This window comes from Kitasatospora sp. NPDC043949, assembly GCF_056435365.1.
Window position 1 is genome coordinate 88,978 of sequence record NZ_JBWKEQ010000016.1, and the last position, 24,037, is coordinate 113,014.

23 protein-coding genes are annotated in these 24,037 nt (G+C 74.0%); 16 read left to right on the forward strand and 7 right to left on the reverse strand.

Features of this window, described 5'->3' with window-relative positions:
* Positions 1 to 32: 32 nt before the first annotated feature.
* Positions 33 to 1,259 carry a sensor histidine kinase gene (locus tag AC07AL_RS15840; RefSeq protein ID WP_363587743.1) on the reverse strand — a complete coding sequence of 409 codons (1,227 nt, stop codon included), beginning with the start codon at positions 1,257 to 1,259 and terminating at the stop codon, positions 33 to 35.
* A 128-nt stretch (positions 1,260 to 1,387) separates the two neighbouring features.
* On the opposite strand from AC07AL_RS15840, the gene AC07AL_RS15845 reads away from it, so the two are divergent.
* Complete coding sequence (locus AC07AL_RS15845; protein ID WP_363587745.1) at positions 1,388 to 2,404, forward strand: SAM-dependent methyltransferase; 1,017 nt, start codon at positions 1,388 to 1,390, stop codon at positions 2,402 to 2,404.
* A complete protein-coding gene (locus AC07AL_RS15850; RefSeq protein ID WP_363587747.1) occupies positions 2,401 to 3,570 on the forward strand; it encodes an NADH-quinone oxidoreductase subunit D in 1,170 nt (389 codons plus the stop codon). The genes AC07AL_RS15845 and AC07AL_RS15850 overlap by 4 nt, the downstream gene beginning before the upstream one ends.
* Positions 3,571 to 3,620: 50 nt before the next feature.
* Here the strand turns inward: AC07AL_RS15850 and AC07AL_RS15855 are convergent, their stop codons facing one another.
* Positions 3,621 to 4,457, reverse strand: coding sequence for a DUF3109 family protein (locus AC07AL_RS15855; protein ID WP_363632237.1), 837 nt, complete (start codon positions 4,455 to 4,457; stop codon positions 3,621 to 3,623).
* 267 nt (positions 4,458 to 4,724) lie between these two features.
* On the opposite strand from AC07AL_RS15855, the gene AC07AL_RS15860 reads away from it, so the two are divergent.
* From AC07AL_RS15860 to AC07AL_RS15885, 6 genes are all read left to right on the forward strand, one after another.
* Positions 4,725 to 5,576 (forward strand): glycerophosphodiester phosphodiesterase, encoded by an 852-nt coding sequence (locus tag AC07AL_RS15860; RefSeq protein ID WP_363587749.1) that lies wholly within the window; start codon positions 4,725 to 4,727, stop codon positions 5,574 to 5,576.
* A 96-nt stretch (positions 5,577 to 5,672) separates the two neighbouring features.
* On the forward strand, positions 5,673 to 6,635 hold the full coding sequence (locus AC07AL_RS15865) for a Ppx/GppA family phosphatase (protein WP_363587751.1): 963 nt from the start codon (positions 5,673 to 5,675) through the stop codon (positions 6,633 to 6,635).
* A 608-nt stretch (positions 6,636 to 7,243) separates the two neighbouring features.
* On the forward strand, positions 7,244 to 8,071 hold the full coding sequence (locus AC07AL_RS15870; RefSeq protein ID WP_363587799.1) for a sugar phosphate isomerase/epimerase family protein: 828 nt from the start codon (positions 7,244 to 7,246) through the stop codon (positions 8,069 to 8,071).
* 46 nt (positions 8,072 to 8,117) lie between these two features.
* A complete protein-coding gene (locus tag AC07AL_RS15875) occupies positions 8,118 to 8,885 on the forward strand; it encodes a class I SAM-dependent methyltransferase (protein ID WP_363632231.1) in 768 nt (255 codons plus the stop codon).
* A gap of 226 nt (positions 8,886 to 9,111) precedes the next feature.
* Entirely contained in the window at positions 9,112 to 10,956 is a 1,845-nt protein-coding gene (ilvD, locus tag AC07AL_RS15880; RefSeq protein ID WP_363617801.1) for a dihydroxy-acid dehydratase, read from the forward strand.
* A gap of 71 nt (positions 10,957 to 11,027) precedes the next feature.
* On the forward strand, positions 11,028 to 11,558 hold the full coding sequence (locus AC07AL_RS15885) for a hypothetical protein (protein ID WP_363587757.1): 531 nt from the start codon (positions 11,028 to 11,030) through the stop codon (positions 11,556 to 11,558).
* 3 nt (positions 11,559 to 11,561) lie between these two features.
* On the opposite strand, the gene AC07AL_RS15890 is transcribed toward AC07AL_RS15885, so the two are convergent.
* Entirely contained in the window at positions 11,562 to 12,926 is a 1,365-nt protein-coding gene (locus AC07AL_RS15890) for an SCO2583/SCO2584 N-terminal domain-containing protein (RefSeq protein WP_478317662.1), read from the reverse strand.
* 132 nt (positions 12,927 to 13,058) lie between these two features.
* Positions 13,059 to 13,508: a hypothetical protein gene (locus AC07AL_RS15895; RefSeq protein ID WP_159398487.1), complete on the reverse strand. Its 450-nt coding sequence runs from the start codon at positions 13,506 to 13,508 to the stop codon at positions 13,059 to 13,061.
* Between the two features lie 165 nt (positions 13,509 to 13,673).
* Here AC07AL_RS15895 and proC point away from each other — a divergent pair, with 165 nt between their 5' ends.
* The 3 genes from proC (at position 13,674) to AC07AL_RS15910 (ending at position 16,612) form a co-directional block, all read left to right on the forward strand.
* Positions 13,674 to 14,501, forward strand: a complete 828-nt coding sequence (gene proC / locus AC07AL_RS15900; protein WP_063348845.1) for a pyrroline-5-carboxylate reductase — start codon at positions 13,674 to 13,676, stop codon at positions 14,499 to 14,501.
* Positions 14,502 to 14,523: 22 nt separating this feature from the next.
* Complete coding sequence (locus AC07AL_RS15905) at positions 14,524 to 15,174, forward strand: HAD family hydrolase (protein WP_363632228.1); 651 nt, start codon at positions 14,524 to 14,526, stop codon at positions 15,172 to 15,174.
* A gap of 241 nt (positions 15,175 to 15,415) precedes the next feature.
* Complete coding sequence (locus tag AC07AL_RS15910; RefSeq protein ID WP_363617805.1) at positions 15,416 to 16,612, forward strand: MFS transporter; 1,197 nt, start codon at positions 15,416 to 15,418, stop codon at positions 16,610 to 16,612.
* 40 nt (positions 16,613 to 16,652) lie between these two features.
* Here AC07AL_RS15910 and AC07AL_RS15915 read toward each other — a convergent pair whose 3' ends face one another.
* Complete coding sequence (locus AC07AL_RS15915) at positions 16,653 to 17,168, reverse strand: hypothetical protein (RefSeq protein WP_363587765.1); 516 nt, start codon at positions 17,166 to 17,168, stop codon at positions 16,653 to 16,655.
* 120 nt (positions 17,169 to 17,288) lie between these two features.
* On the opposite strand from AC07AL_RS15915, the gene AC07AL_RS15920 reads away from it, so the two are divergent.
* From AC07AL_RS15920 to AC07AL_RS15940, 5 genes are all read left to right on the forward strand, one after another.
* Positions 17,289 to 18,485, forward strand: a complete 1,197-nt coding sequence (locus AC07AL_RS15920; RefSeq protein WP_363587767.1) for an acetoin utilization protein AcuC — start codon at positions 17,289 to 17,291, stop codon at positions 18,483 to 18,485.
* Positions 18,486 to 18,711: 226 nt separating this feature from the next.
* Positions 18,712 to 18,921: a helix-turn-helix domain-containing protein gene (locus AC07AL_RS15925; RefSeq protein ID WP_063351305.1), complete on the forward strand. Its 210-nt coding sequence runs from the start codon at positions 18,712 to 18,714 to the stop codon at positions 18,919 to 18,921.
* Between the two features lie 189 nt (positions 18,922 to 19,110).
* The gene (locus AC07AL_RS15930; RefSeq protein ID WP_003948845.1) at positions 19,111 to 19,209 is read left to right on the forward strand and encodes a 30S ribosomal protein bS22; all 99 of its coding nucleotides are present in this window, start codon (positions 19,111 to 19,113) and stop codon (positions 19,207 to 19,209) included.
* 146 nt (positions 19,210 to 19,355) lie between these two features.
* Positions 19,356 to 20,468 carry an NAD-dependent epimerase/dehydratase family protein gene (locus AC07AL_RS15935; RefSeq protein WP_478317674.1) on the forward strand — a complete coding sequence of 371 codons (1,113 nt, stop codon included), beginning with the start codon at positions 19,356 to 19,358 and terminating at the stop codon, positions 20,466 to 20,468.
* A 7-nt stretch (positions 20,469 to 20,475) separates the two neighbouring features.
* Positions 20,476 to 21,483, forward strand: coding sequence for a lysophospholipid acyltransferase family protein (locus tag AC07AL_RS15940; protein WP_363587769.1), 1,008 nt, complete (start codon positions 20,476 to 20,478; stop codon positions 21,481 to 21,483).
* 103 nt (positions 21,484 to 21,586) lie between these two features.
* On the opposite strand, the gene AC07AL_RS15945 is transcribed toward AC07AL_RS15940, so the two are convergent.
* Positions 21,587 to 22,909 (reverse strand): DUF5667 domain-containing protein, encoded by a 1,323-nt coding sequence (locus tag AC07AL_RS15945; protein ID WP_478317663.1) that lies wholly within the window; start codon positions 22,907 to 22,909, stop codon positions 21,587 to 21,589.
* Between the two features lie 270 nt (positions 22,910 to 23,179).
* Positions 23,180 to 24,001: an ECF subfamily RNA polymerase sigma factor, BldN family gene (locus tag AC07AL_RS15950; RefSeq protein ID WP_363587803.1), complete on the reverse strand. Its 822-nt coding sequence runs from the start codon at positions 23,999 to 24,001 to the stop codon at positions 23,180 to 23,182.
* Between the last annotated feature and the right edge of the window lie 36 nt (positions 24,002 to 24,037).

Genomic DNA, 24,037 nt, shown 5'->3' on the forward strand with positions numbered 1-24,037 from the left:
CTCCTTCGGGGGGCGTCGGGGGGACCGGGGGGTTAGTGGGCCGCCTTGAGCGGCAGGATGGCGCGGATCCGGAAGCCGCCGCCGGGGCGGGGGCCCACGTCGAGGCTGCCGCTGACCATGCCGACCCGCTCGCGCATGCCGATCAGGCCGTGGCCGAGGCCGTCCGTGCCGCCGGTGGCCAGTTGCTCGTCGGTGCTGCCGCGGCCGTCGTCCTCGACGAGGACGGCCAGCTCGCGCTCGCCGAAGTCGACCGCGACCCGGGCGTGCACGTCGGGGCCGCCGTGCTTGCGGACGTTGGTCAGCGCCTCCTGGACGATCCGGTAGACCGTCAGCTCGACGCCGCGCGGCAGCTCGCGCGGATGCCCGGAGGTCGCGTAGTCCACCTGAAGCCCGGCCGTGCGGACCTGCTCCAGCAGCTCCGGCAGTTCCTCGACGCCCGGCTGCGGCACGTACTCCTCGGCGGTGTCGGCGGTGCGCAGCACGCCCAGCAGGCGGCGCATCTCGACCAGCGCCTGCCGGCCGGTGGACGCGATCGTGCCGAGCGCCTCCTTCGCCTGCTGCGGCGAGTTGTCGAGCACGTACGCGGCGCCGTCGGCCTGGACGATCATCACCGAGACGTTGTGCGCGACCACGTCGTGCAGCTCGCGGGCGATCCGGGCGCGCTCGGCGGCCACCGCCACCTTGGACTGGGCGTCCCGCTCGCGCTCCAGCCGGGCGGCGCGGTCCTCCAGCTCGGTCAGGTAGGCCCGGCGCACCCTGGTCAGCCGCCCCCACGCCCAGCACAGGATGAACGGGGTGCTCATCAGCAGCGTGATCAGCGCCGCCTCGCCGAAGGAGTACGGGCGGGTGTGGAAGTCCCCGGCGCCGTTGGAGACCGTCTTCAGCGGGTGGAGCTGCCAGAACACCAGGGGCCCGGCGGCCAGCCCGGCGACCAGCGCCAGCCGGGACGTCCACTTCTGGCCGAAGGCGGCGCCGGTGTACGCGAACACCAGGTAGGCGATGGAGGAGGCGGCCGGGAGGACGTCGGCGGCCACCTGGCCGAGGCCCAGGCCGGTGGCGGCGGCCACGGTGACGTCGGGGAAGCGTCGGCGGAAGACCATGAGCGCGGGCAGCAGCACCGCGATCAGGATCTGTGCGTCGAAGCGCCAGCCGTCGCTGGAACTGTCGTTCGGCAGCAGGCTGGCGAAGAGCACCATCGCAGCCCAGGCGGCGTCGACCACCACGGGGTGACGGCGGAGCCAGGCGTTGAGTCGATGCACGTCTCCAGCCTAGGCAGTCACCTGGCGTGTTCAGGTCCGCCGGTAGGGCGATCCGTCCTACTCCGTAGGTCGGAGACGCACCGTACCGGTGGGGAGGGCGCGCCCGGCTCCGGGTAGCGTCCCGCGCTATGACTTGGATGCGGTGGGCGCCCGCCATGGAGCAGGCCCTGTACGACCCGGACGGCGGCTTCTACCGCAGGCCGGAGGGCCCCGCCGGGCACTTCCGCACCTCGGTGCACGCCTCGCCGAGGTTCGCCCGCGCGGTGGCCCGGCTGCTACTGGAGGTTGACGCCGCCCTGGGCCGTCCGGAGGAGCTGGCCCTCGTCGACGTCGGGGCCGGACGCGGCGAACTGCTCACCGGGGTGCTGGCCGAACTGCCCGGCGAGGTGCTGGCGCGGCTGCGCCCGTACGGCGTGGAGATCGCGCGGCGCCCGGCGGGCCTGCCGTCCACAGCCCTGTGGACGGACGAGGTGCCGCGCGGCCTCACCGGGCTGCTGTTCGCCAACGAATGGCTGGACAACGTGCCGCTGGACGTCGGCGAGGTCGACGAGGACGGGGTGCTGCGCTACTGGGAGGTGGACACCGCGACCGGCGGGGAACGGCTCGGCGGGCCCGCCTCGGCGGCCGACGCGGCCTGGGCCGAGCGCTGGTGGCCGGTCGGGCACCCCGGGGACTTCGTGGAGTTCGGCGGCCCCCGGGACGCCGCCTGGGCGCGGGCCGTCGCCGGGCTGGAGCGCGGCCTGGCCGTCGCCGTCGACTACGGGCACACCGCCGACCGGCGCCCGCTGTTCGGCACCCTCACCGGCTTCCGGGGCGGCCGCGAGGTGTCGCCGGTGCCGGACGGCTCCTGCGACGTCACCGCGCACGTCGCCCTGGACTCCGCGGCGGCGCCCGGCCTCCACAGCCTGTGGACAACCCAGCGGGACGCCCTGCGCGCCCTCGGCGTGAGCGGCGCCCGGCCGCCGCTCGCGCTCGCCTCCACCGACCCGGCCGGCTACCTGCGGGCGCTCGGCGGGGCCGGCGAGGGCGCCGAACTGACCGACCCGGCCGGGCTCGGCGCCTTCGGCTGGCTCGCCCAGGCCGTCCGCATGCCGGTACCGGAGGCCCTGGCCGCCCTGCCGGGGTGGCAGACTCTGACCTCATGAGGGAGACCACGGTCGGCATCGGGGCGGGAGCCGAGAACTTCACCGGCGAGGCGGGCACCACCGACATGGTGCTCAACATCGGCCCGCAGCACCCCGCCACGCACGGCGTGCTGCGACTGCGGCTGGTGCTCGACGGCGAGCGGATCATCACCGCCGAGCCGGTGATCGGCTACATGCACCGGGGCGCGGAGAAGCTGTTCGAGGCCCGCGACTACCGGCAGATCATCATGCTGGCCAACCGGCACGACTGGCTCTCCGCCTTCGGCAACGAGCTCGGCGTCGTCCTCGGCGTCGAGCGGATGCTCGGCATGGAGGTGCCCGAGCGGGCGGTGTGGATCCGCACCCTGCTCGCCGAACTCAACCGGGTGCTCAATCACCTGATGTTCCTCGGCTCCTACCCGCTGGAACTCGGCGGCATCACCCCGATCTTCCACGCCTTCACCGCCCGCGAGGACCTCCAGCACGTCCTGGAGGAGGCCTCCGGCGGGCGCATGCACTACATGTTCAACCGGGTCGGCGGCCTCAAGGAGGACATCCCGGCCGGCTGGCTCGGCCGCGTCCGCACCGCCGTCGCCACCGTCCGCTCCCAGCTGCCGGTCTTCGAGGACCTCGTCCTCGGCAACGAGATCTTCCGTGCCCGCACCGCCGGCGTCGGCGCCCTCACCCGGGCCCAGGCCGAGGCGTACGGCGTCAGCGGGCCGATCGCCCGCGCCAGCGGCCTCGATTTCGACCTGCGCCGCGACGAGCCCTACCTCGCGTACGGCTCCGACGAACTGCGGCAGGTGCTCACCGTGGTCACCCGCGAGGAGGGCGACTGCCTGGCCCGGTTCGAGTGCCTGCTGGAGCAGACCCTCAACTCGCTGGACCTCGCCGACGCCTGCCTCGACAAGATCGCCACCCTGCCGCCCGGCCCGGTCAACCAGCGGCTGCCCAAGGTGCTCAAGGCCCCCGAGGGCAGCACCTACTCCTGGACCGAGAACCCGCTCGGCATCAACGGCTACTACCTGGTCTCGCGCGGCGACAAGACGCCGTGGCGGCTCAAGCTGCGCTCGGCGTCCTTCAACAACGTCCAGGCGCTGACCGAGCTGCTGCCCGGGACGCTGGTCGCGGACATGGTGGCGATCCTCGGGTCGATGTTCTTCGTCGTCGGGGACATCGACAAGTAGGGCCCGGCCCTTCGCGGGCCGGGGCCGCGCGGGCCCGGTGCTTCCCGGGCTCAGCCCTTCTTCGGCCGCTTGGCCGGGTCGGCCGGGTGCGGGGCCACCTTGCGGTCGCCCTTGGTGGCGATCCGCTCCGCGCACAGGCCGGCCAGCACGTCGTACGCCGCCCTGCCCATCAGCTCGGTCAGCTCGGGGCGGTAGCTGACGTACACCGGGTCCGGCCCCTGGTGCGCCGCCGGGCTGCCCGTGCACCACCAGTGCAGGTCGTGGCCGCCCGGGCCCCAGCCGCGGCGGTCGTACTCGCCGATCGAGACCTGGAGGTAGCGGGTGTCGTCCGGCCGGTCGATCCAGTCGTAGGTGCGGCGGACCGGCAGCTGCCAGCAGACGTCCGGCTTCGTCTCCAGCGGCTCCCGGCCCTCCTTGAGCGCCAGCGCGTGCAGCGCGCAGCCGGCGCCGCCCGCGAAGCCGGGGCTGTTCACGAAGATGCAGGCCCCGTTCACCCGGCGGGTCTGGCGGTCGCCGTCCTCGTCGAGCATGGTGACGCCGCCGTCGGACGTGATCCGGCCCGCGGCGTCGGTGCCGTGCGCGAAGTTCTCCCACAGCTCGGGCGTCAGCCGCTTCGCGTGGCCGAGGACGCGCTTCTCGTCGTCCTCGTCCGAGTAGTGCGCGCCCAGCGTGCAGCAGCCGTCCGACTCGCCGCGGCCCTCGCGGATGCCGTGGCAGCCCTGGCCGAAGACGCAACCCCAGCGGGAGGTCAGCCAGGTGAGGTCGCAGCGGAACACCTGCTCCTCGTCGTCGGGGTCGGCGAACTCGACCCAGGCGCGCGGGAAGTCGAGCGGGACCTCGTCACGGGGGATCCCGCCGAGCGGGGCCTCGCCGCGCAGGGTCGGCATCGCCAGGTCGACGGGGGCGGGGGAGGCCTTGGACTTCTTCTTGGACGTTTCTGCTGGTGCCACCCGGCAAGGGTAGAGCCTTCGGGGCGGCCTGCCCGGACCCGTCCGGGTGATCCGGGGTGCGCCGCGGCGCCGGTGGCGGCCGGCCGACCGCAGGCTGGAGGGAACCGGGCGGCACTGTCGGGTTGTCAGATCAGTTTGATGATCTCGCGTTGACCCGTATTGGATGCCCTGGAACACCCCGGATCACCACTGGAGCACCGAGCCGTGACCGCCTCGCCCCGCGCCGCCCAGACGGCCGTCCTCGCCGCCCTCGCGGTCCTGGCCGCCGGGTGCGCCTCCGCGCCCGCGCTGCGGGCCCGGTCGGCCGCCGCCGCTCCGCTGTGCGACGCCCCGGTGGTGATCGGCCACCGGGGCGCCCCGCGCAACGCCCCCGAGAACACCATGGCCTCCTTCGAGACCGCCCTCGACCAGGGCGCCGACTGGCTGGAGACCGACGTCCAGACCACCAGGGACGGCGTCCCGGTGCTGATGCACGACCCCACGGTGGACCGCACCACCAACGGCAAGGGCGCCATCGCCGACCTGACCGCCGCCCAGATCGCCGCCCTGCGGGTGACCGTCGGCCCCGGCCCCACCGAGCCCGTCCCCACCCTCCAGGAACTGCTCAAGCGCCTCTCCGACAGCAACGCCACCCTGCTGATGGAGATCAAGTGGCAGCGCGCCGAGGACGTCACCCGGATCGCCCGGATCGCCGCCGCCAGCGGTGCCCGGGTCGTCCTCTACTCGTTCTCGGCGGAGCACCTGCGCCAGGCCCACGCCGCCGCGCCCGCCCTGCCGGTCGTGCTGATCCAGGGCTCCGCCATCGCCGAGGACCCGGGTGACCTGCCGCTGCGCGGCATCGCTCTGGACGCGGCGCTGGCCAGCGCCTCCCGGATCGCCGCCGAGCGCAAGGCGGGCCGCGAGGTGTACGTCTGGACGCTCGACGACGAGGAGTCCTGGCAGCTGATGTCGGCCCGGGACGCCGACGGCCTGATCACCGACACCCCGGGCCGGGCCCGCCGCTGGGTGGACACCAACTGCCGCCCCGAGCGCCGGGCCGGACCGCGCGGCCACTGACGCGTCCGGTCGCCGGAGGCGGGGTACGGCCGGGACCGGTGTGAAGACGGTCGAGACCGGTTTCGCCCGGGGCCGGATCGCGTAGCGTGGAGAGTTATGCGACTCGGTGTACTCGACGTAGGTTCCAACACCGTCCACTTCCTCGTGGTGGACGCCCATCCGGGTGCCGCCCCGCTGCCCGCGTACTCGCACAAGGCCGAACTGCGGCTGGCCGAACTGCTCGACGGCGACGGCGCGATAAGCGAGGCAGGCGTCGAGCGGCTGGTCGGCCACATCGCCTCGTCGCTGCGGGTCGCGGAGGACAAGGGGGTCGTCGACATCCTGCCGTTCGCCACCTCCGCCGTCCGGGAGGCCGCCAACGGCGAGGAGGTGCTGCGCCGGGTCGCCACGGAGACCGGGGTGGAGCTGCGGGTGCTGTCCGGGCAGGACGAGGCCCGGCTCACGTTCCTGGCCGTCCGGCGCTGGTTCGGCTGGTCCTCGGGCCGACTGCTCAACCTGGACATCGGCGGCGGCTCGCTGGAGATCGCCTGCGGCCTGGACGAGCAGCCCGACGTCGCCTGCTCGCTGCCGCTGGGCGCCGGCCGGCTCACCGCCCGCTGGCTGCCCGGCGACGTCGCCGACCCGGACGGGCTGCGCGGGCTGAGACGCCACATCCGGGCCGAGATGGCCACCGTCGCGGGCGAGGTCGCCCGGCTCGGCGCGCCGCAGCACGCCGTCGCCACCTCCAAGACCTTCAAGCAGCTGGCCCGGATGACCGGCGCCGCCCCCGCCGACGCCGGCCCGTACGCCGACCGTCGGCTCACCCGCAGCGGGCTGTCCGCCTGGCTGCCGCGACTGTCCTCGATGACCGTCGAGGAGCGGGCGCGGATCCCCGGCGTCTCCGAGGGCCGCGCCAAGCAGTTGCTGGCCGGGGCGCTGGTCGCGGACGCCGCGATGGACCTGTTCGGCCTCGACGAGCTGGACGTCTGCCCGTGGGCGCTGCGCGAGGGCATCATCCTGCGCCGCCTGGACGCCATGGACGGCTCCGCCGACCGCCGCCGCCCGGCCCTCACCCCGTAGGGCCCCCGCGCCGCAGGGCTCCACACCGTCGGCCCCATGGCCCGTCCGGCGGCTCCCGCCGGGGCCGGCCGGGGATCCGGTCCCGTTCGGAGCGCGGTCCGCTTACGCTGTCTCCCGTGGCGCAACCAGCGGGCGAGGACGGGACGCGGGAGGGCCGCGCTCCCGGGGACGGGCAGCCGCGGCCGGACGGCCCGCGCCGCAAACTCGGCAAGGCCGTCAAGGGCGCCACCGGGGCGCAGGCCGCGAAGGCCGTCGAGGCGGCCCGGCGCACCGGGCGCAAGAGCGCCGCGCGCAAGGCCACCGAGAAGCCGTCCGCGCCCGAGGCGAAGCAGCCCGCGGGAGGCGCGTCCGAGGCGAAGACGCCCGCCGGGACGAAGTCTGTCGGGACGAAGTCCGAAGTGAGCAAGCCCGCCGGGACGAAGCCCGCGGGGACGAAGCCCGAAGCGAGGAAGTCCGGAACGCGGAAGGCCGCCGCGACCGCTGCCCCCCGGGAGACCCGCACCGCCCGGGCCGCCGGCGCCGCCAAGGCCGCCGTCCAGTCGGTGCGCTCGGTCAAGGCCGCCCGCCGCGACGCCGCCCGCCCGCCGCTGCTGCGGACCACCGACCGGCTGGTGCTGCCCTCGCACCCGGCCCTGCACATTCCCGACACCAAGGTGGTCCTGTCCACCGCGTCGGTGTACCCGGCGGGCACCGCCGTCGCCTTCGAGCTGGCCGCCAAGCTCGGCTACGACGGGGTCGAGGTGATGGTCTGGAACGACCCGGTCAGCCAGGACATCGAGGCCCTGCGCCGTCTCTCCGACGCCCACCAACTGCCGATCCTGGCCGTGCACGCGCCGTGTCTGCTGATCACCCAGCGGGTGTGGACCACCGACCCGTGGACCAAGCTGGTCCGGGCCCGGGCGGCGGCCGAGAAGCTCGGTGCGAGCGCCGTCGTGGTCCACCCGCCGTTCCGCTGGCAGCGCCAGTACGCCCGGGACTTCGTGACGGGCATCAACCGGATGGCGGGCGAGACCGACGTCCGCTTCGCGGTGGAGAACATGTACCCGTGGCGCTACCGCGACCGCGAGGTGCTGGCCTACGCCCCGGGCTGGGACGTCACCGACGAGGAGTACCGGCACTTCACCATCGACCTCTCGCACGTCGCCACCTCCCGGATCGACGCGTTCGCCATGGTCGAGCGGATGGGCGACCGGCTCGCCCACATCCACCTCGCCGACGGCAGCGGCTCCGGCAAGGACGAGCACCTGATCCCGGGCCGTGGCAAGCAGCCCTGCGCCGAACTGCTGGAGCACCTGGCCCGTACCGGTTTCGACGGCCACGTGGTGCTGGAGGTCAACACCCGCCGCTCCGCGTCCCCCGCCGAACGCGAGGCCGACCTGGCCGAGGCGCTCGCCTTCACCCGCTTGCACCTGGCCACCCCCTCGCGCGTACGCTGAGGAACCGCGCCCGGCTGGGTGCGAACTTCCTTGCTTAAGGGGAGAGATGACGGACCAACAGGACTTCCGGGAGATCGCCGAGAGCTTCGGCGGGGTCGCCGCCGAGTACGACCGGGCCCGCCCCGGCTACCCGGACGGGCTGTTCGAGGCGCTGGAGCGGCTGTCCGGTCGCAGCCTCAAGGGGGCCCGGGTGCTGGACGTCGGCGCCGGCACCGGCATCGCCACCCGGCTGCTGGCCGCGCGCGGCGCCGACGTCGTCGCGGTGGAGCCCAACGCGGGCATGGCCGCCCAGTTCCTGGCCTCCTCGGCGGGCCTGCCGCTGGTCAGGGCCGGCGGTGACGAACTGCCGTTCCACGACGACTCCGCGGATCTGATCAGCTACGCCCAGTCCTTCCACTGGACCCGCACCGAACGGGCCATCCCCGAGGCGATCCGGGTGCTGCGGCCCGGCGGCGCCCTCGCCGTCTGGTGGAACGTGCACGACGAGACCGTGCCCTGGGTCCGGGCCCGGGTGGAGCGGCTGAGCGCCGCGCTGCCCAACTACCACGGCTACGGCCGGATCGCCGAGTTCACCGCCCTGCTGGCCCCGGCCGGGCTGAGGGTCGAACGCGCGGTGCTGCGCTGGGAGCGGCGGATCACCGTCGACCACGTGCTCGACGACCTGGTCTCCCGCTCGTTCATGGCCGCGCTCTCCCCCGCCGAGCGCGAACCGGTGCTGGCCGTCGAGCGGCAGGCGATGATTGCCGAGTTCCCGGACGGCCGGGTGGTCGAGCCCTACGTCCTGGAACTGGCGGTGGGGATCACCCCGGCCTGACCCGCGCCCGGACGGCCCGCGCCCGGACGGCCCGCGCCCCGCCTGACCCGCACCCCGCCTGACCCGCACCCCGGCCCGACCCACGCCCGGACGGCCCGCCCGCGTGACCGCATCGCGGACGGACCGTCCGCCGCCTGGACGGCGGGCGTAGGCTCGGTAGCCACAGCGGCCCCCGCATCCTCCTACCGGCGGGGCGCCGGCGAGAGCCCCGAAGGAGTGGAGCACAGTGCCCGAGCTGAGGTCCCGTACGGTCACCCACGGTCGCAACATGGCAGGCGCCCGGGCGCTTCTCCGGGCCGCCGGCGTAGCCCGCGAGGACTTCGGCAAGCCGATCATCGCGGTCGCCAACTCCTTCACCGAGTTCGTCCCGGGCCACACCCACCTCCAGCCGGTCGGCCGGATCGTCTCCGAGGCGATCAAGCAGGCGGGCGGCATTCCGCGCGAGTTCAACACCATCGCCGTGGACGACGGCATCGCGATGGGCCACGGCGGCATGCTCTACTCGCTGCCCTCGCGCGACCTGATCGCCGACTCGGTCGAGTACATGGTCAACGCGCACTGCGCCGACGCGCTGATCTGCATCTCCAACTGCGACAAGATCACCCCGGGCATGCTGATGGCCGCGCTGCGCCTGAACATCCCGACCGTCTTCGTCTCCGGCGGCCCGATGGAGGCCGGCAAGGCCACCCTCGTCGACGGCACCGTGCGCAGGCTCGACCTGATCGACGCGATCTCCCAGGCGGCCAACGAGAACGTCTCCGACGAGGACATCGCGATCATCGAGGAGAACGCCTGCCCCACCTGCGGCTCGTGCTCCGGCATGTTCACCGCCAACTCGATGAACTGCCTCACCGAGGCCATCGGCCTCTCGCTGCCCGGCAACGGCTCCGTCCTCGCCACCCACACCGCCCGCAAGGCCCTGTACGAGCGGGCCGGGCGGACGGTCGTCGAGATCGCCGACCGCCACTACGGCCAGGACGACGCCTCGGTGCTGCCCCGCGCGATCGCCACCCGCGCCGCCTTCGAGAACGCCATGGCCCTGGACATCGCCATGGGCGGCTCGACCAACACCATCCTGCACCTGCTCGCCGCCGCCCAGGAGGCCGAGCTGGACTTCGACCTGCGGGCCATCGACGCCGTCTCCCGCCGGGTCCCCTGCCTGTCCAAGGTCGCGCCCAACGGCTCGTACTACATGGAGGACGTGCACCGGGCCGGCGGCATCCCCGCCATCCTCGGCGAGCTGTACCGCGGCGGAATGCTCAACGAGGACGTCCACACCGTCCACTCCGACTCGCTCGCCGAGTGGCTCAAGACCTGGGACGTGCGCGGCGGTTCGCCCTCCGCCGAGGCCGTCGAACTGTGGCACGCCGCCCCCGGCTGCGTCCGCTCCGCCGAGGCCTTCTCGCAGTCGGAGCGCTGGGAGTCGCTGGACACCGACGCCGCCGGGGGCTGCATCCGCAGCGTCGAGCACGCCTACTCGGTCGAGGGCGGCCTCGCCGTCCTGCACGGCAACCTCGCCGAGGACGGCTGCATCGTGAAGACCGCCGGCGTCGACGAGTCGATCTGGACCTTCAGCGGCCCGGCCGTGGTCGTCGAGTCCCAGGACGACGCCGTCGAGGCGATCCTCGCCAAGCGGGTCAAGGAGGGCGACGTCGTCGTCATCCGCTACGAGGGCCCCAAGGGCGGCCCGGGCATGCAGGAGATGCTCTACCCGACGTCCTTCCTCAAGGGCCGCGGCCTCGGCAAGGCCTGCGCGCTGGTCACCGACGGCCGCTTCTCCGGCGGCACCTCCGGCCTGTCCATCGGCCACGCCTCCCCGGAGGCCGCCTCCGGCGGCACCATCGCCCTGGTCGAGGACGGCGACACCATCGCCATCGACATCCCGGGCCGGAGCATCTCCCTGGAGGTGCCCGACGAGGTCCTGGCCGAGCGCCGCCGCGCCCTGGAGGCCGCGGGCGGCTACCGCCCGAAGAACCGCGACCGCCAGGTCAGCCAGGCCCTGCGCGCGTACGCCGCGATGGCCACCTCCGCCGACAAGGGCGCCGTCCGCGACGTCACCAAGCTCGGCTGAGTCCCGCAGCACCGCAGGAGCCGTCCCGCAGGCCGGGGCGGCTCCTCGCGCGTTGGGTGATAATCGACCCCGTGAGCGAGCAGCCCCCCACCCCCGCACCCAAGCCCGCCGGCGCCCCCGAGCCGGAGCCGATCCGCTGGTTCGGCACCAGCTGGGTGAACCGGGACAACGGCTACTGGCTGCGCCGCGTCGCCGTGTCGGCCGGCGCGCTGGTCACGACCGCCGCCGCCGTCCTGCTGCTGCGCTTCGGCGTCGAGGGCGTCGCCCTCTCCGACGGCGGCGGCTTCCTGAACGGGCTGCTGACGGCCGCGATCGCGGTCTGCTCGATGATGTGCGTCATGCGCACCTGGAAGGTCCTCACCGAGGGCAAGGACCAGTTGAGCGGCTGGATGGCCGAGGACAAGTCGCTCGGCGCGGTCTGGCTCATCGGCGGCGCCGGCAGCCTGGCCGCCTACTTCGCCCGCAGCCTGGTCGAGGCCCCCGGCGAGGCGGTCAGGCGCTCCTCGTACGAGCGGGCCGTCGCCCAGTACGAGAAGCGCCAGGCGGGCCGCAGCGGCCGGCCCGGCGCCAAGGCGCCGGGCCGGGGCAAGCGCCGGGGCTGAGCCTCAGAGGCGGCTGGCCGCGCCGCACTCGTCGGCGGTCGACAGGTCCTTGCGGCGGTCGTACGGGTCCGTGGTGGGGCCGGTCGGACGGCTGCCCGGGGCGTCCGGCGACTGCGCCGCGAACTGGTCGAACTGCGGGTGGTAGTAGCCGTCGTAGACGTCGCAGGACGAGTTGGCGGACTCCGAACCGCCGCCCTCGCCGAACACGAGCTTCTTCGGGTTGGTCCGGTAGCGGGCCGGGTCGTAGAAGCGGAAGTTCTCGACCCGGCGCACGATCGTGCGCGTGGTCCAGGTGTCCCCGGTCACGTCGGCCGCCGGCACCAGCAGACCCACCGGCCTGGCCGTGCCGTCCTTCGGCGCGGCCGGCTTCGTCGGCGGCTGTCCGCCCGTCGGCGGCTGGGGTGACGCGGCGCGCTTGGCGGCGTCCGGGCCGGGGCGCATCGCGTACACGTAGCTGAAGTCGGCGTGGACGAGGAGGCCCTTGTCCCCGTCGCCCTCGAAGGTGATCCGGCCCTGCACCTTGACCGCGTCGCCCACCTGGACGGCCTCGCGCTGGTCGAAGCGGCTGAACCAGGTGGTCGGGTCGGTGTCCTTGGAGGGTTTCGCCAGCGCGTTGATCGCGCGGTCCCGGTCCTCCCGGTCCAGCAGCGCCAGGGCGGCTTCCGGCCGGCCGCCCGCGATCACCTGCGGGTCCAGGTTGGCGGCGGTCAGGTAGTCCTTGACCAACTGCAGCTGGGCGCCAACCTGTTCGGCGGAGAACACGCCGGTGGCCCGGGCGTCGGGCAGGACGAAGGCCTCGGCGCCGTTCGGCCAGCCCTCGGCGATGGAACCGGCCCACGGGTGGTCCACGGTCGGCTGCTGCTCGTCGACCTTCGGCGGTGCGGCGGTCGGCTTGGCCGTCTCCGGGGCGACGGTGGGCGCGGGGGCGTGGGCCGTCGAGGAGTCGCCGCCGTAGTGGTCGGAGTACCAGCTGCGCAGCCCGTCGAGGTTCAGGGCCGCGAGCAGCACCGCGATGGTCAGCACGACGTACAGCGGCGCGCGCCAGTCCAGCCGGCGGCGGCGCGGGCGCGGGTTGCCCCACGGGTCGGTCACCGGGGGCTTCGGCGTGCGGCCGAACCGGCGGCCGGCCTTGGCCGGGCCGTCGTCGACCGAGCGGCGGCCGCCCGGGTCGACCGGCGGGGTGTGCTTCCACCGGGCGGCCAGCATCCGGGTGCGCCCGGACTGCTCGGTGACGGCGGCCCCCTTGACGAACTCCTCGTCCAGGACGAGGTCTGCGAACGGGTCCTTCCCGCCCGCTCCGGACGGGTCGGACCCGCCCGGCTCGCGGCCCTCGGCGGGGCGCGGTTGTGGATCTTCGGCTGTCGGCATCGCGCCAGTATGCCGACGGGGTGTGACGATTCGTCGATCGGGGGCACACCTTGTGGTGAACTCGTGCGCGGGCGCGGTGATCCGTCCCGGTCTGTTCCGTTCCGGCCGTTTCCGGCGCGCTCTGCGGGGGCGTCAGTCCTTGGTGCGGGCCTGCTTCACCGATCCCACGATCCCGGCGACGGCCAGCAGGATGCCGGCCGGCAGCAGCGCCAGGAAGAACGCGCCGAACAGGCCCGCGTCCCCGAGCAGCAGTTGCGCCAGCATGTCCAGCACCAGCAGCCCGCCGGCCGCCGGGAGGGCCGACTGCCACGGGTGGTCGTTCGCCCAGCGGCGCAGCCGCCGTTCGGAGGTGTCGCGGCGCAGCTGCCCGCCGACGGTGCCGACCAGGAAGAAGAAGAACAGGGCCCAGCCGGCCGGCCCGGCCAGCATGCCCAGGGACCAGTGCCCGGAGATCGCGTCGATCCCCAGGGCGGTCGCACCCACCACCGCACCGACCCCCGCGGCCGTCCGCCACGGTCCCACGGTCGCCGAGGCGACGGCGAGTTGCCGGTTCTCACGTCGGGACATTTCGTCGTGTGCCATGACTCCACGGTGCTCCCGTGCGGCGCCGGAGGCCATAGGGGAAACCCCCGAGATTCTCCCTAGGGACGAGGTGGGGCAACCCGTCGCCGACCACGGGCTGGACGGTCCCTGCGGGTGCCCCCGTGCGGTGCGAGGATGGCCGCAGTACCGAGGTAAGGAGCGGCCATGGGCGCCAGCGCAGCACACGGACAGAAGATCGCCTTCCTGGGCACGGGCAAGATCGGCGAGGCCCTGCTCTCCGGCCTGCTGCGGGCCGGCAAGGACCCGGCGGACGTCCTGGTGACCGCCCGCCGCCCCGAGCGCGCCGCCGAACTCGCCGCCCGCTACGGCGTGGTGGCCGCCTCCAACGCCGAGGCCGCCAAACTCGCCGACACCCTGATCCTCGCCGTCAAGCCGCAGGACATGGGCACCCTGCTGGAGGAGCTGGCCCCGCACGTCGGCGCGGACCGGCTGGTGATCTCGGCCGCGGCCGGCATCCCCACCGCCTGGTTCGAGGAGCGGCTGGCGGCCGGCACCCCGGTGGTCCGGGTGATGCCCAACACGCCGGTCCTGGTGGACGAGGGGATGAGCGTCATCTCCGGCGGCTCGCACGCCACCGAGGAGCACCTGGAGCGGGCCGAGGAGATCTTCAGCTCGGTCGGCAAGGCGCTGCGGCTGCCCGAGGCCCAGCAGGACGCGGCCACCGCGCTCTCCGGCTCCGGCCCGGCCTACTTCTACTTCCTGGTCGAGGCGATGACGGACGCGGGCATCCTGCTCGGCCTGCCCCGGCAGGTGGCGCACGACCTGATCGTGCAGTCCGCGATCGGCGCCTCGGTGATGCTGCGCGACTCCGGCGAGCACCCGGTGAAACTGCGCGAGGCCGTCACCTCCCCGGCCGGCACCACCATCGCGGCCATCCGCGAGCTGGAGAACCACGGGGTGCGGGCCGCGCTGCTGGGCGCCCTGGAGGCGGCGCGGGACCGCTCCCGGGAGCTCGCCTCCGGGGGGAAGTAGCCGGCTGGGTAGGCTCGACGGCATGGCCTACGACCTGGTGATCTTCGACAACGACGGTGTCCTGGTGGACAGCGAGCCGCTCTCCAACCGGGTGCTGGCCGCGTACCTGACCGAACTCGGCTACCCGACCACGGTCGAGGACTCCTACCGGGACTTCATGGGCTGCGCCGCCCACCGCATCCACGACGTGATCGCCGAGCGGTACGACGCCGCGACGCTGCCGGAGGGCTTCGACGAGCTGTTCCACGGCCGGGTCTTCGACGCGTTCGGCACCGAGCTGACGGCCGTCCGGGGTGCGGAGCAGCTGCTGAAGGAACTGCGGCAGCGCTCCGTCCCCTACTGCCTGGCCTCCTCGGCGCACCACGTGTGGATCCGCACCGCGCTGGACGTCACCGGCCTGCGCGGGTACGTCGCCGAGGAGCGGATCTTCAGCGCCCAGGACGTCGGCGTGGGCAAGCCCGCGCCGGACCTCTTCCTGCACGCCGCCCGCACCCTCGGCGTCGACCCGGCCCGCTGCCTGGTCGTCGAGGACAGCCCCAACGGCGTGCTGGCGGCCCGGGCCGCGGGCATGGACGTGTACGGCTACACCGCGCTCACCGACCCGGCGAAGCTGACCGCCGCCGGGGCCACCGGGCTGATCGCCGACCTCTCCGAGGTCACCGCCCTGCTCTGACCCGCCCTGCTCTGACCCGCCCTGCTCCGACCCGCCCTGCTCCGACCCGCCCTGCTCCGACCCGCCCTGCTCCGACCCGCCCTGCTCCGACCCGCCCTGCTCCGACCCGCCCTGCTCCGACCGGTTCCGCCCGGCCCTTCCGTCCGGCTGCGGAAAGTCCCTGCGCGACCCCTCCCGCAATCGCGGTCCACCGCCTACGCTCTCGCCAACATCGTCGTACCGGCCAGTAGCGAGGTTCGCCATGAGTGCCGCGTCACCCGCGATCCCGCCCGGCCTGCGCGCCGGGCGGGCCGCGCTCGCCGTCAGCTTCCTGCTCCAGGGCACCACCTTCGCGCTGCTGGTCACCTGCATTCCGGAGATCCAGCACCGGTACGGGCTGAGCGACGCGCTGCTGCCGCTGTTCCTGGCCGCGGTGCCGATCCTCGCCGGGGTCGGCTCGATCACCTCCGAACAGCTGGTGAAGCGCACCGGCGCGCGGGCCGTGCTGCGGGTCGTCCAGCCGCTGGTCTGCCTCAGCCTCGCGGGCGCCGGCCTCGGCGACACGCTCTGGCAACTCGCCGTCGCGCTCGGGGCGTTCGGCCTGCTGGTGGGCGCGCTCGACGCGAGCATGAACATGCTGGGGGTGGGCCTGCAACACCGCTACGGCCGCTCGATCATGATCGGCTTCCACGCCGCGTTCAGCCTCGGCGGCATCCTCGGGGCGGCCCTCGCCGGCCTCGGCTCGCACTACGGGCTCGGCCTGCCGGTGCTGTTCGGCACGGTCGCGGCGGTGATCGCCCCGCTGGCCCTGCTGACCGGCACCCGATTCGCCGGACCGGCCGAACTCGGGGACGCCGTCCGGGAGGCCGCCGAGGCCGCCGCGCGGTCCATCCCCTGGCGGCCGCTGCTGCCGCTGTGCCTGGCGATGGCCTTCGCGTACATCGCGGACGCCTCGGTCTCCAACTACAGCGTCAAGTACCTCACCGACGGCCTGGGCAGCGCCGCGGACGTCGCCAAGCTGTCCTACCTCGGCTACATGGTCGCGATGCTGCTGGGCCGCGCGCTGGGCGACCGCGCGGTGCAGCGCTGGGGCGCCGTCCCGGTGGTCCGGGCCGGTGCCGGGCTGGCCGCGCTCGGCTTCGCGCTGGCCGCCGCCGCGCCCGCCGCCTGGGTGGGGATCGCCGGGTTCACCGTGCTCGGCTTCGGCATCTGCGCCATCATCCCGCAGGTGTTCGCGGCCGGGGGCCGGCTGTTCCCGGCCGACTCGGACGCCGCGGTGGCCCGGCTGAACCTCTTCAACTACGTGGGCTTCCTGATCGGTTCGCCGCTGGTCGGGACGATCGCCGACGCGAGTTCGTACCGCTGGGCGCTGCTCGCCCCGATGCTGCTGGTGCTCGCCGTCCTGCCGCTGGCCGAGCGCTTCGCCCCGGCCCCGGCGCTCGCCCCCGCCACGGTGTGACGGGGGCGGGGGCGGGGGCGAGCGGGGGCGGGAAGGGAGGTCAGCCGATCACGGTGGCCAGCTCGGGCAGGCCGTTGGCCCACAGCTGGTCCTTGATGCCACCACCCGACTGGTAGTACTCGTAGTAGACGTACGGTGCCCAGTTCAGGGTGTACGGCCCGGTCCAGGTCGGGGCCGAGGTGATCTGGACGGTGACCGCGACGGTGCGGGTCTCGCCCGGGGCGATCGGCGCCCGGAAGTGGAAGTTCGCGTTGTTCCCGTTGACGGCGCAGTCGGTGGAGTCGCCGGAACACCCGGTGACCGTGAACGCGCCGGCCTCCTGGTTGGCCGGCCAGATCGGCTGGATGAACTCGTAGGCGAAGTAGATGTCGGTGGTCTCGGTGTTGGTGAGCGAGAGCGTCAGGGTCAGCTGGTCGCCCGCCGCCGCCGTCTTCTTGTCGACGGCGAACGAGCTGCCGCTGACCGCGGCGGAGGCCGGCTGGGCGGCAAAGAGCAGGCCAAGTCCCAGTAATGCAGCGAGAATTACCCCAAGGCGTTGCGCGCTGAATGGCTTCATGGCGGAGAGGATATGAAGTCGTGAAGGTTTTGTCTGTAGGGCCTCCGCGGGGGCCCTGAGCCCCGCCCCCGGCGCGCCCTGGACAAGGCCCGGCCACCCCCACCCGCTACGGTGGAGGCCATGCCCGACGCCGAGCGTGACACCCCCTGCGGCCTGCACCTCTTCTGGGACGAGGCCGTCACCGCCTACGACTTCGGCCCCGGCCACCCGATGGACCCGACCCGGCTGGCGCTCACCATGCGCCTGGTCGAGGCCCTCGGACTGGACGCCGGGCCCGGGGTGACGGTGCGGGCCGCACCGCCCGCCGGCGAGTCCACCCTGCGGCTGGTGCACACCCGGGAGTACGTCGAGGCGGTCAAATACGCCGCCGCCCACCCCGACGAGTCGGATCCCCGGCACGGGCTCGGCACCGACGACAACTGGTCCTTTCCCGCCGTGCATTCGGCCTCCGCGCTGATCGCCGGTCAGTCCGTGGCCGCCGCCGAGGCGGTCTGGCGCGGGGAGACCCCGCACGCCGTGAACTTCGCCGGCGGGCTGCACCACGCGATGCCCGCCAAGGCCTCCGGCTTCTGCGTCTACAACGACCCGGCGCTGGCCGTCGCCCGGCTGCTCGAACTCGGCGCCGAGCGGGTCGCCTACGTCGACGTGGACGTCCACCACGGCGACGGCGTCCAGCAGGCCTTCTGGAACGACCCCCGGGTGCTCACGATCTCGCTCCACGAGCACCCCGCCACGCTCTTCCCGCAGACCGGCTGGCCCACCGAGACCGGCGGCCCGGACGCCCCCGGCTCCGCCGCCAACCTGCCGCTGCCGGCCGGCACCGGCGACGCCGGCTGGCTGCGCGCCTTCCACGCCGTGGTGCCCGAACTGCTCACCGCCTTCCGCCCGCAGGTCCTGGTCACCCAGCACGGTGCCGACACCCACCTGGAGGACCCGCTCGCCCACCTCGCCGTCACGCTGGACGCCCAGCGGATGATCGCCGAGGAACTGCACGACCTCGCCCACCGGCTCACCGGCGGCCGCTGGATCGCCACCGGCGGGGGCGGCTACGCCGTCGTGGACGTCGTCCCGCGCACCTGGACCCACCTGGTCGCCACCGCCGCCGGACGGCCCGTCGACCCGGCCACCGAGACCCCCGAGTCCTGGCGCGCCGAGGTCTACCGCCGCACCCGCCGGCCCGCCCCGCTGCGGATGACCGACGGCGCCCGACCGGTCTGGCGCGACTTCGACGCGGGTTACGATCCGGCCGACCGACTCGATCAGGCCATCCTCGCCAGCCGCCGCGCGGTGTTCCCCCACCTCGGCCTCCTGGCCTGAGGCCGGCCTCCCCGCCCAGGTGCGGGTGGGCCGTGCGTACGCCCACTCCCGCGTTCCGCCGAGTGACTACGTACTGCAACAGTCCTATCTCTCACCGTACGAGGACCGCACCTCCCCTCTTCCCACTGGTACCACCCATAACTACTCTGGGGATACACGTGTGCCGGTGGAGTCACCGGAGGGGAAGCCGGTGCCTTGCACACGGGTGAAGGGTCGGGTGATGGTCATGAGTTCCGGCGAACGCCCCTTGCAGGAAGTCGTCTTCCTGACCGTGGCGGAGGTTGCCTCGGTCATGCGGGTGTCGAAGATGACGGTGTACCGGTTGGTGCACAGCGGAGAGCTGCCGGCCATCAGGGTCGGGCGGTCCTTCCGGGTGCCCCAGCAGGCGGTGCACGAGTACCTCAAGGAGTCCTACGTGAGGCTTGAGAGCGCGTAGTTCCGGGTGGGCGGGGGTGGGGCCGCAGCTGCGGATCCCACCCCCGTTCGCCGGGGATTCCCCGCGAGTTTCCCGGTCACCGGGAGCACGATTACGGCCCTGGGCCCGTGGACGGTAGGCTAGGCCGTCCGTCAGTCGTATGGACTCCGTCTCTCACGGGCGAGAGTCTCAGTGAGCGAGGGTTGTTCCGTGGGCTCTGTCATCAAGAAGCGTCGCAAGCGTATGGCCAAGAAGAAGCACCGCAAGCTTCTGAAGAGGACCCGCGTTCAGCGTCGCAACAAGAAGTAAGCGCCCCCGGCCGCGCTCAGCGCGCCCGGCGCTTCCACCGCCCGCCCAGGCCTCGGCCTGGGCGGGCGGTGTCGTTTCACGGCCCGGCAGGGCGGCACGGTACGGTGCACGCAGGCCGCTCGGGCCGAGGGAATGGGGTGCACACCGTGGGCGTGGTCGTGCTCGTCACCGGCGTGGCACGCCATCTCGGTGCCCGCTTCGCCGCCGAGGTCCGCCGTCGTCCGGGTGTGGACCTGGTGGTCGGCGTGGACGTGCAGCCGCCCCGGCTGCCGGTCGAGGAGCCGGAGGGACCGGCCGCCGAGTACCGCTTCCACCAGCTCGACCTGCGCCGCCCGGCGGTCTCCCGGGTGATCGCCGAGCACCGGGTCGACACCGTGGTCCACCTCAGCGTCAGCGCCACCGGCCTGGGCTCCACCAACCGCTCCGCGGTGAAGGAGTCCAACGTCATCGGCACCATGCAACTGCTCGGCGCCTGCCAGAAGGCGCCCGGGGTGCGCCGGTTGGTGGTGAAGTCGACCACCGGCGTCTACGGCTCCGCGCCCCGCGACCCGGCGGTGTTCACCGAGCGGATCCAGCCGAAGAACCCGCCCGGCGGCGGCTTCGCCAAGGACGCGGCGGAGGTCGAGGGCTACGTCCGCGGCTTCGCCCGGCGCCGCCCGGACGTCGCGGTGACGGTCCTGCGCTTCGCCAACATCGTCGGCCCCGGCGCGGACACCCCGCTCAGCGAGTACTTCGCGCTGCCCGTGCTGCCGACCGTCCTCGGCTACGACCCCCGGCTCCAGTTCGTGCACGAGGACGACGCCGTCGCGGTGCTCTGCCGGGCCGCCGCCGAGGCCGAGCCGGGCACCGTCAACACCGGGACCTTCAACGTGGCCGGGGAGGGCGTCCTGCTGCTCTCCCAGTGCGCCCGCCGGCTCGGCCGGCCGACCGTGCCGCTGCTGCTGCCCGCGGTCAGCTGGATGGCCGGGCTGGCCCGGCAGACCCGGCTGCTGGACGTCTCGCCGGAGCAGCTGCGGCTGCTCACCCACGGCCGGGTGGTGGACACCGCGCGACTGCGCGAGACGCTCGGCTACCGCCCGGCGTTCACCACCCCGGAGGCCTTCGCCGACTTCGCCGCCGCGCAGGGGCCCGGCCTGCTGCCGCCCGAGCGGCTGGCCGTCGTCACCGACCGGCTGGCCGCCCTGCTCGGCCCGGTGCGGGCCCCGGCCGCCGGCGTCCCCACCGTCCGTACCGACCGCCCCCGCCGACCCAGGAGCTGAACCCGCGATGAGTGCCGCAGCCGAGAACGCGCCGGGCGAGGCCAGGGTCATCCCGATCGAGTCCGCCCCCAGCTGGACCTCGCCCGACGACCCCGGGCCCGCCGACCGGCTCGCCGACGCCGTCGGCGGGGCGTTGTCCGGGCAGCTCGGTTCGGCGGCCACCCGGCTGTTCGGCAAGGGCTGGGAGGGCCGGGCCGCGGACGGGCTGGCCTTCCTGCGCCGCCGGATCACCGGCGACTACGAGGTGGACGAGTTCGGCTTCGACCGGGAGCTCACCGAGGAGGTGCTGCTCGCCCTGCTGCGCCCGCTGGCCGAGAAGTACTTCCGGATCGAGGTCCAGGGCGTCGAGAACATCCCGGCCGAGGGCGGCGCGCTGATCGTCGCCAACCACTCCGGGACGATCCCGCTGGACGCCCTGATGACCCAGGTCGCCATCCACGACCACCACCCGCACCACCGGCACCTGCGGATGCTCGCCGCCGACCTGGTGTTCGTGCTGCCGGGCGTCAACGAGCTGGCCCGCAAGGCCGGCCACACGCTGGCCTGCAACGAGGACGCCCAGGCGCTGCTGGAGCGCGGCGAGGTGGTCGGGGTCTGGCCAGAGGGCTTCAAGGGCATCGGCAAGCCGTTCGCCGAGCGGTACAAGCTCCAGCGCTTCGGGCGCGGCGGCTTCGTCTCCTCGGCGCTGCGCGCGAAGGTGCCGATCGTGCCGTGCTCGATCGTCGGCGCCGAGGAGACCTACCCGATGATCGGCAACGTGAAGACGCTGGCCCGGCTGCTGGGCCTGCCGTACGTGCCGATCACGCCGACCTTCCCGTGGCTGGGGCCGCTGGGCGTGCTGCCGCTGCCGACCAAGTGGACCATCCGGTTCGGGGAGCCGATCGCCACCGACGGGTACCCGGCGGAGGCGGCGGACGACCCGATGCTGGTCTTCGACCTGGCCGACGAGGTGCGCGAGACGATCCAGCACACGCTCTACAAGCTGCTGGTGCAGCGGCGGTCGGTGTTCTTCTAGGTTTCCCGCGACCTTCGGGGGCCTCCCGTGGCCTCCGAGGCACGGCCGAGGGCCCCGGCGATCCCTGGAACTCCAGGGATCACCGGGGCCCCGCGTCGTCCGGTCAGCCGCCGAGGAGCCGCAGCCCGGGCAGCAGGCCCGGGATCAGCGGGGGCACCTCGACGCCCTGCGGCTGGCCGGCGGCCGGGGCGCTGGGCGTGCCGGAGGGCGGCTGCGGTGCCTGCGGCGGGGCCGGGGCGGCGCTCGGCGAGGTCCTGCCGCCGGTGAGCCCGCTGGTGAGGTCCCCGACGAGCCCGTTGACGGCGTCCGGCGCGCTGCTGGGCAGGGTGCTCGGCAGGCCGCCGCCCTTGGCGCCGGTGCCGCCGGGCGTGCTGGCGCCGGTGCTGGCGGGGGCCCGCTCGGTGCCGCCGGGGCGGTTGTTGCCGCCGCTGGTCGCGCCGGTGGCACCGCCCTGGGCCGGGCCGTCGCCGGGCGCGGGGCCGGAGCCGTTCGCCGGGGTGTCGACGGGGGCGCCGCCGGTGGCCGGGCCGGCCGTGTCGCCGCCCGCTCCGGTGCCGGCCGGGCCACCGCTCTTGGCGGCGGGCTGGGTCAGGCGCAGGGGCGCGACGTCCTCGCTTATGTCGTCGAAGAGCTGGTCGACCAGGTGGGCCTGCTGGGTCAGCTGGACGGGCAGCTGGCCCGCCAGTTCGGTCCAGCGGCCGTCCTCGCCCCGGGCGAAGCCGGCCAGGGCGCGCATCGGGCCGAGCGAGCCGTTGCTGCGGTAGACCGAGCGGAGCAGCTCGCGGCCCTTGATGGCGTCGGCGTGCATGTCGTCCAGCGCGCGGCGGACCCGTTCGACGGTGCCCGGGCTGAGCCCGGTGGCCGGGCCGGGGTGGCCGACCAGGGTCTTGGCCTCGCCGAGCCTGGTGGCGGCGTTGTCGAGCAGCAGTTCGCCGCGCTCGGAGTCGGTGTCCGCCAGGTCGAGCCTGAGCCCTTCGAGGCCGCGCTTCATGCCGTACAGCGTGTCCCCGGGGAGGGCGTTGGAGCTGGCGGCGGCGGCGCCGGCGAGGCTGCCGACGGCCAGTCCGGCGACCAGCCCGCCGATCGCGAACCGGCGGCTCCAGCGGCCGCGCGGCGCCGTCCGGATGGCCCGGTGCCGGCGTTGGCGGGGCACCGTGGCGCCCGGTCCGCCGGCGAAGGCCTGCTCGAACGCGGCCATCAGCTGGGCGCGTTGGACGGTCCGTACCTCCGGGTCCAGCGCCGGTCCGGGCATCGCGCCCAGTGCGTCGGTCAGGCCGACCAGTTGGGCCATCGCGACCGGACCGGCGCCGGTGGCAGCGGTGTTCGCCGATTCGGCGTCCGCTGCGCCGCGCTGCTCCGCCCGGTGGGCCTCCAGCGCCTCGGCGAAGGCCTTCGCCCGTCGGTGCTCCAGCACGTTTGCCGTCACGGGCCACACCTCCCTTCGTCGTTGTCGACACCCCGGCCTGCCGGACGGTTGCCTCGGCGGGCCAAAGCCACTCCATCGGGTGACAGGTCGCAATTCGGCTTGACCGTACGCCTGGTGGGGACTTGCATGCTGGCCAACGAGTGGTGCGGGCGGTGGGTTACGCACGGCTGATCATCGGATCGACCGTTCACCCGGACGTGTCGGTCGGGTGCGGACGGTGACGGCCCGTCGGGCCGCCCGCCGGCTATGCCGCCCCCGGTCACCGCGGCCTCACCGGGCGTCCGGCGGCAGCAGTCGGGCCAGGGTGCGGACGGCGCGGTACTGGAGGGTCTTGATGGCACCCTCGTTCTTGCCCATGATCCGCGCGGTCTCGGCCACCGAGAGCCCCTGGAGGAAGCGGAGCGTCACGCACTCCTGCTGCTGCGGGTTGAGCCGGTGCACCGCGTCCAGCAGGGCGGCGTTGGAGAGCGACTCCAGCACCGACTCCTCCGGGCTGCGCTCGCACTCGTTGGAGTCGAGCATCTCGCCGGTGGTCACCTCCAGCCGGAAGCGGCTGGACTTGAAGTGGTCGGCGACCAGGTTGCGGGCGATGGTCACCAGCCAGGCGCCGAAGTCCCGGCCCTGCCAGGTGAAGGTGCCGATCCGGCGCAGCGCGCGCAGGAACGTCTCGCTGGTGAGGTCCTCGGCGGTGGCCCGGCTGCCGACCCGGTAGTAGATGTAGCGGTAGACGGTGTCCGAGTAGTGGTCGTAGAGCCGGCCGAAGGCCTCGCTCTCGCCGGCCTGGGCCCGCTCGACCAGCTCCATGATCGGGTTGTGCTCGGTCTCGTAGCCGGGGCTCGGCGCGGTCCGGGCGCGGCCGCGGCCGACGCCGGTGCTGCCGGTGCGGCCGCGCGAGCCGGTGCCGGTGGAGCCGGCGGCGGTGGTGCGCAGCGCCAGGCCGGAGCCGTGCGGGTGTCCGAACGGGGCTCCGGCGGGCACGAGTTGGGGCGAGGCGGCGAGCTGGCTGCGGAGCAGGTTGCGCAGCAGGTCCAGGCCGGTGGAGATCTGCCGGTCGGCGACGGGGCGGCCGCGGAGGCCGGTGCGGGGGCGCAGGGGCGCGGACGACGGGCGGGAGGGTGCAGGCGCGTC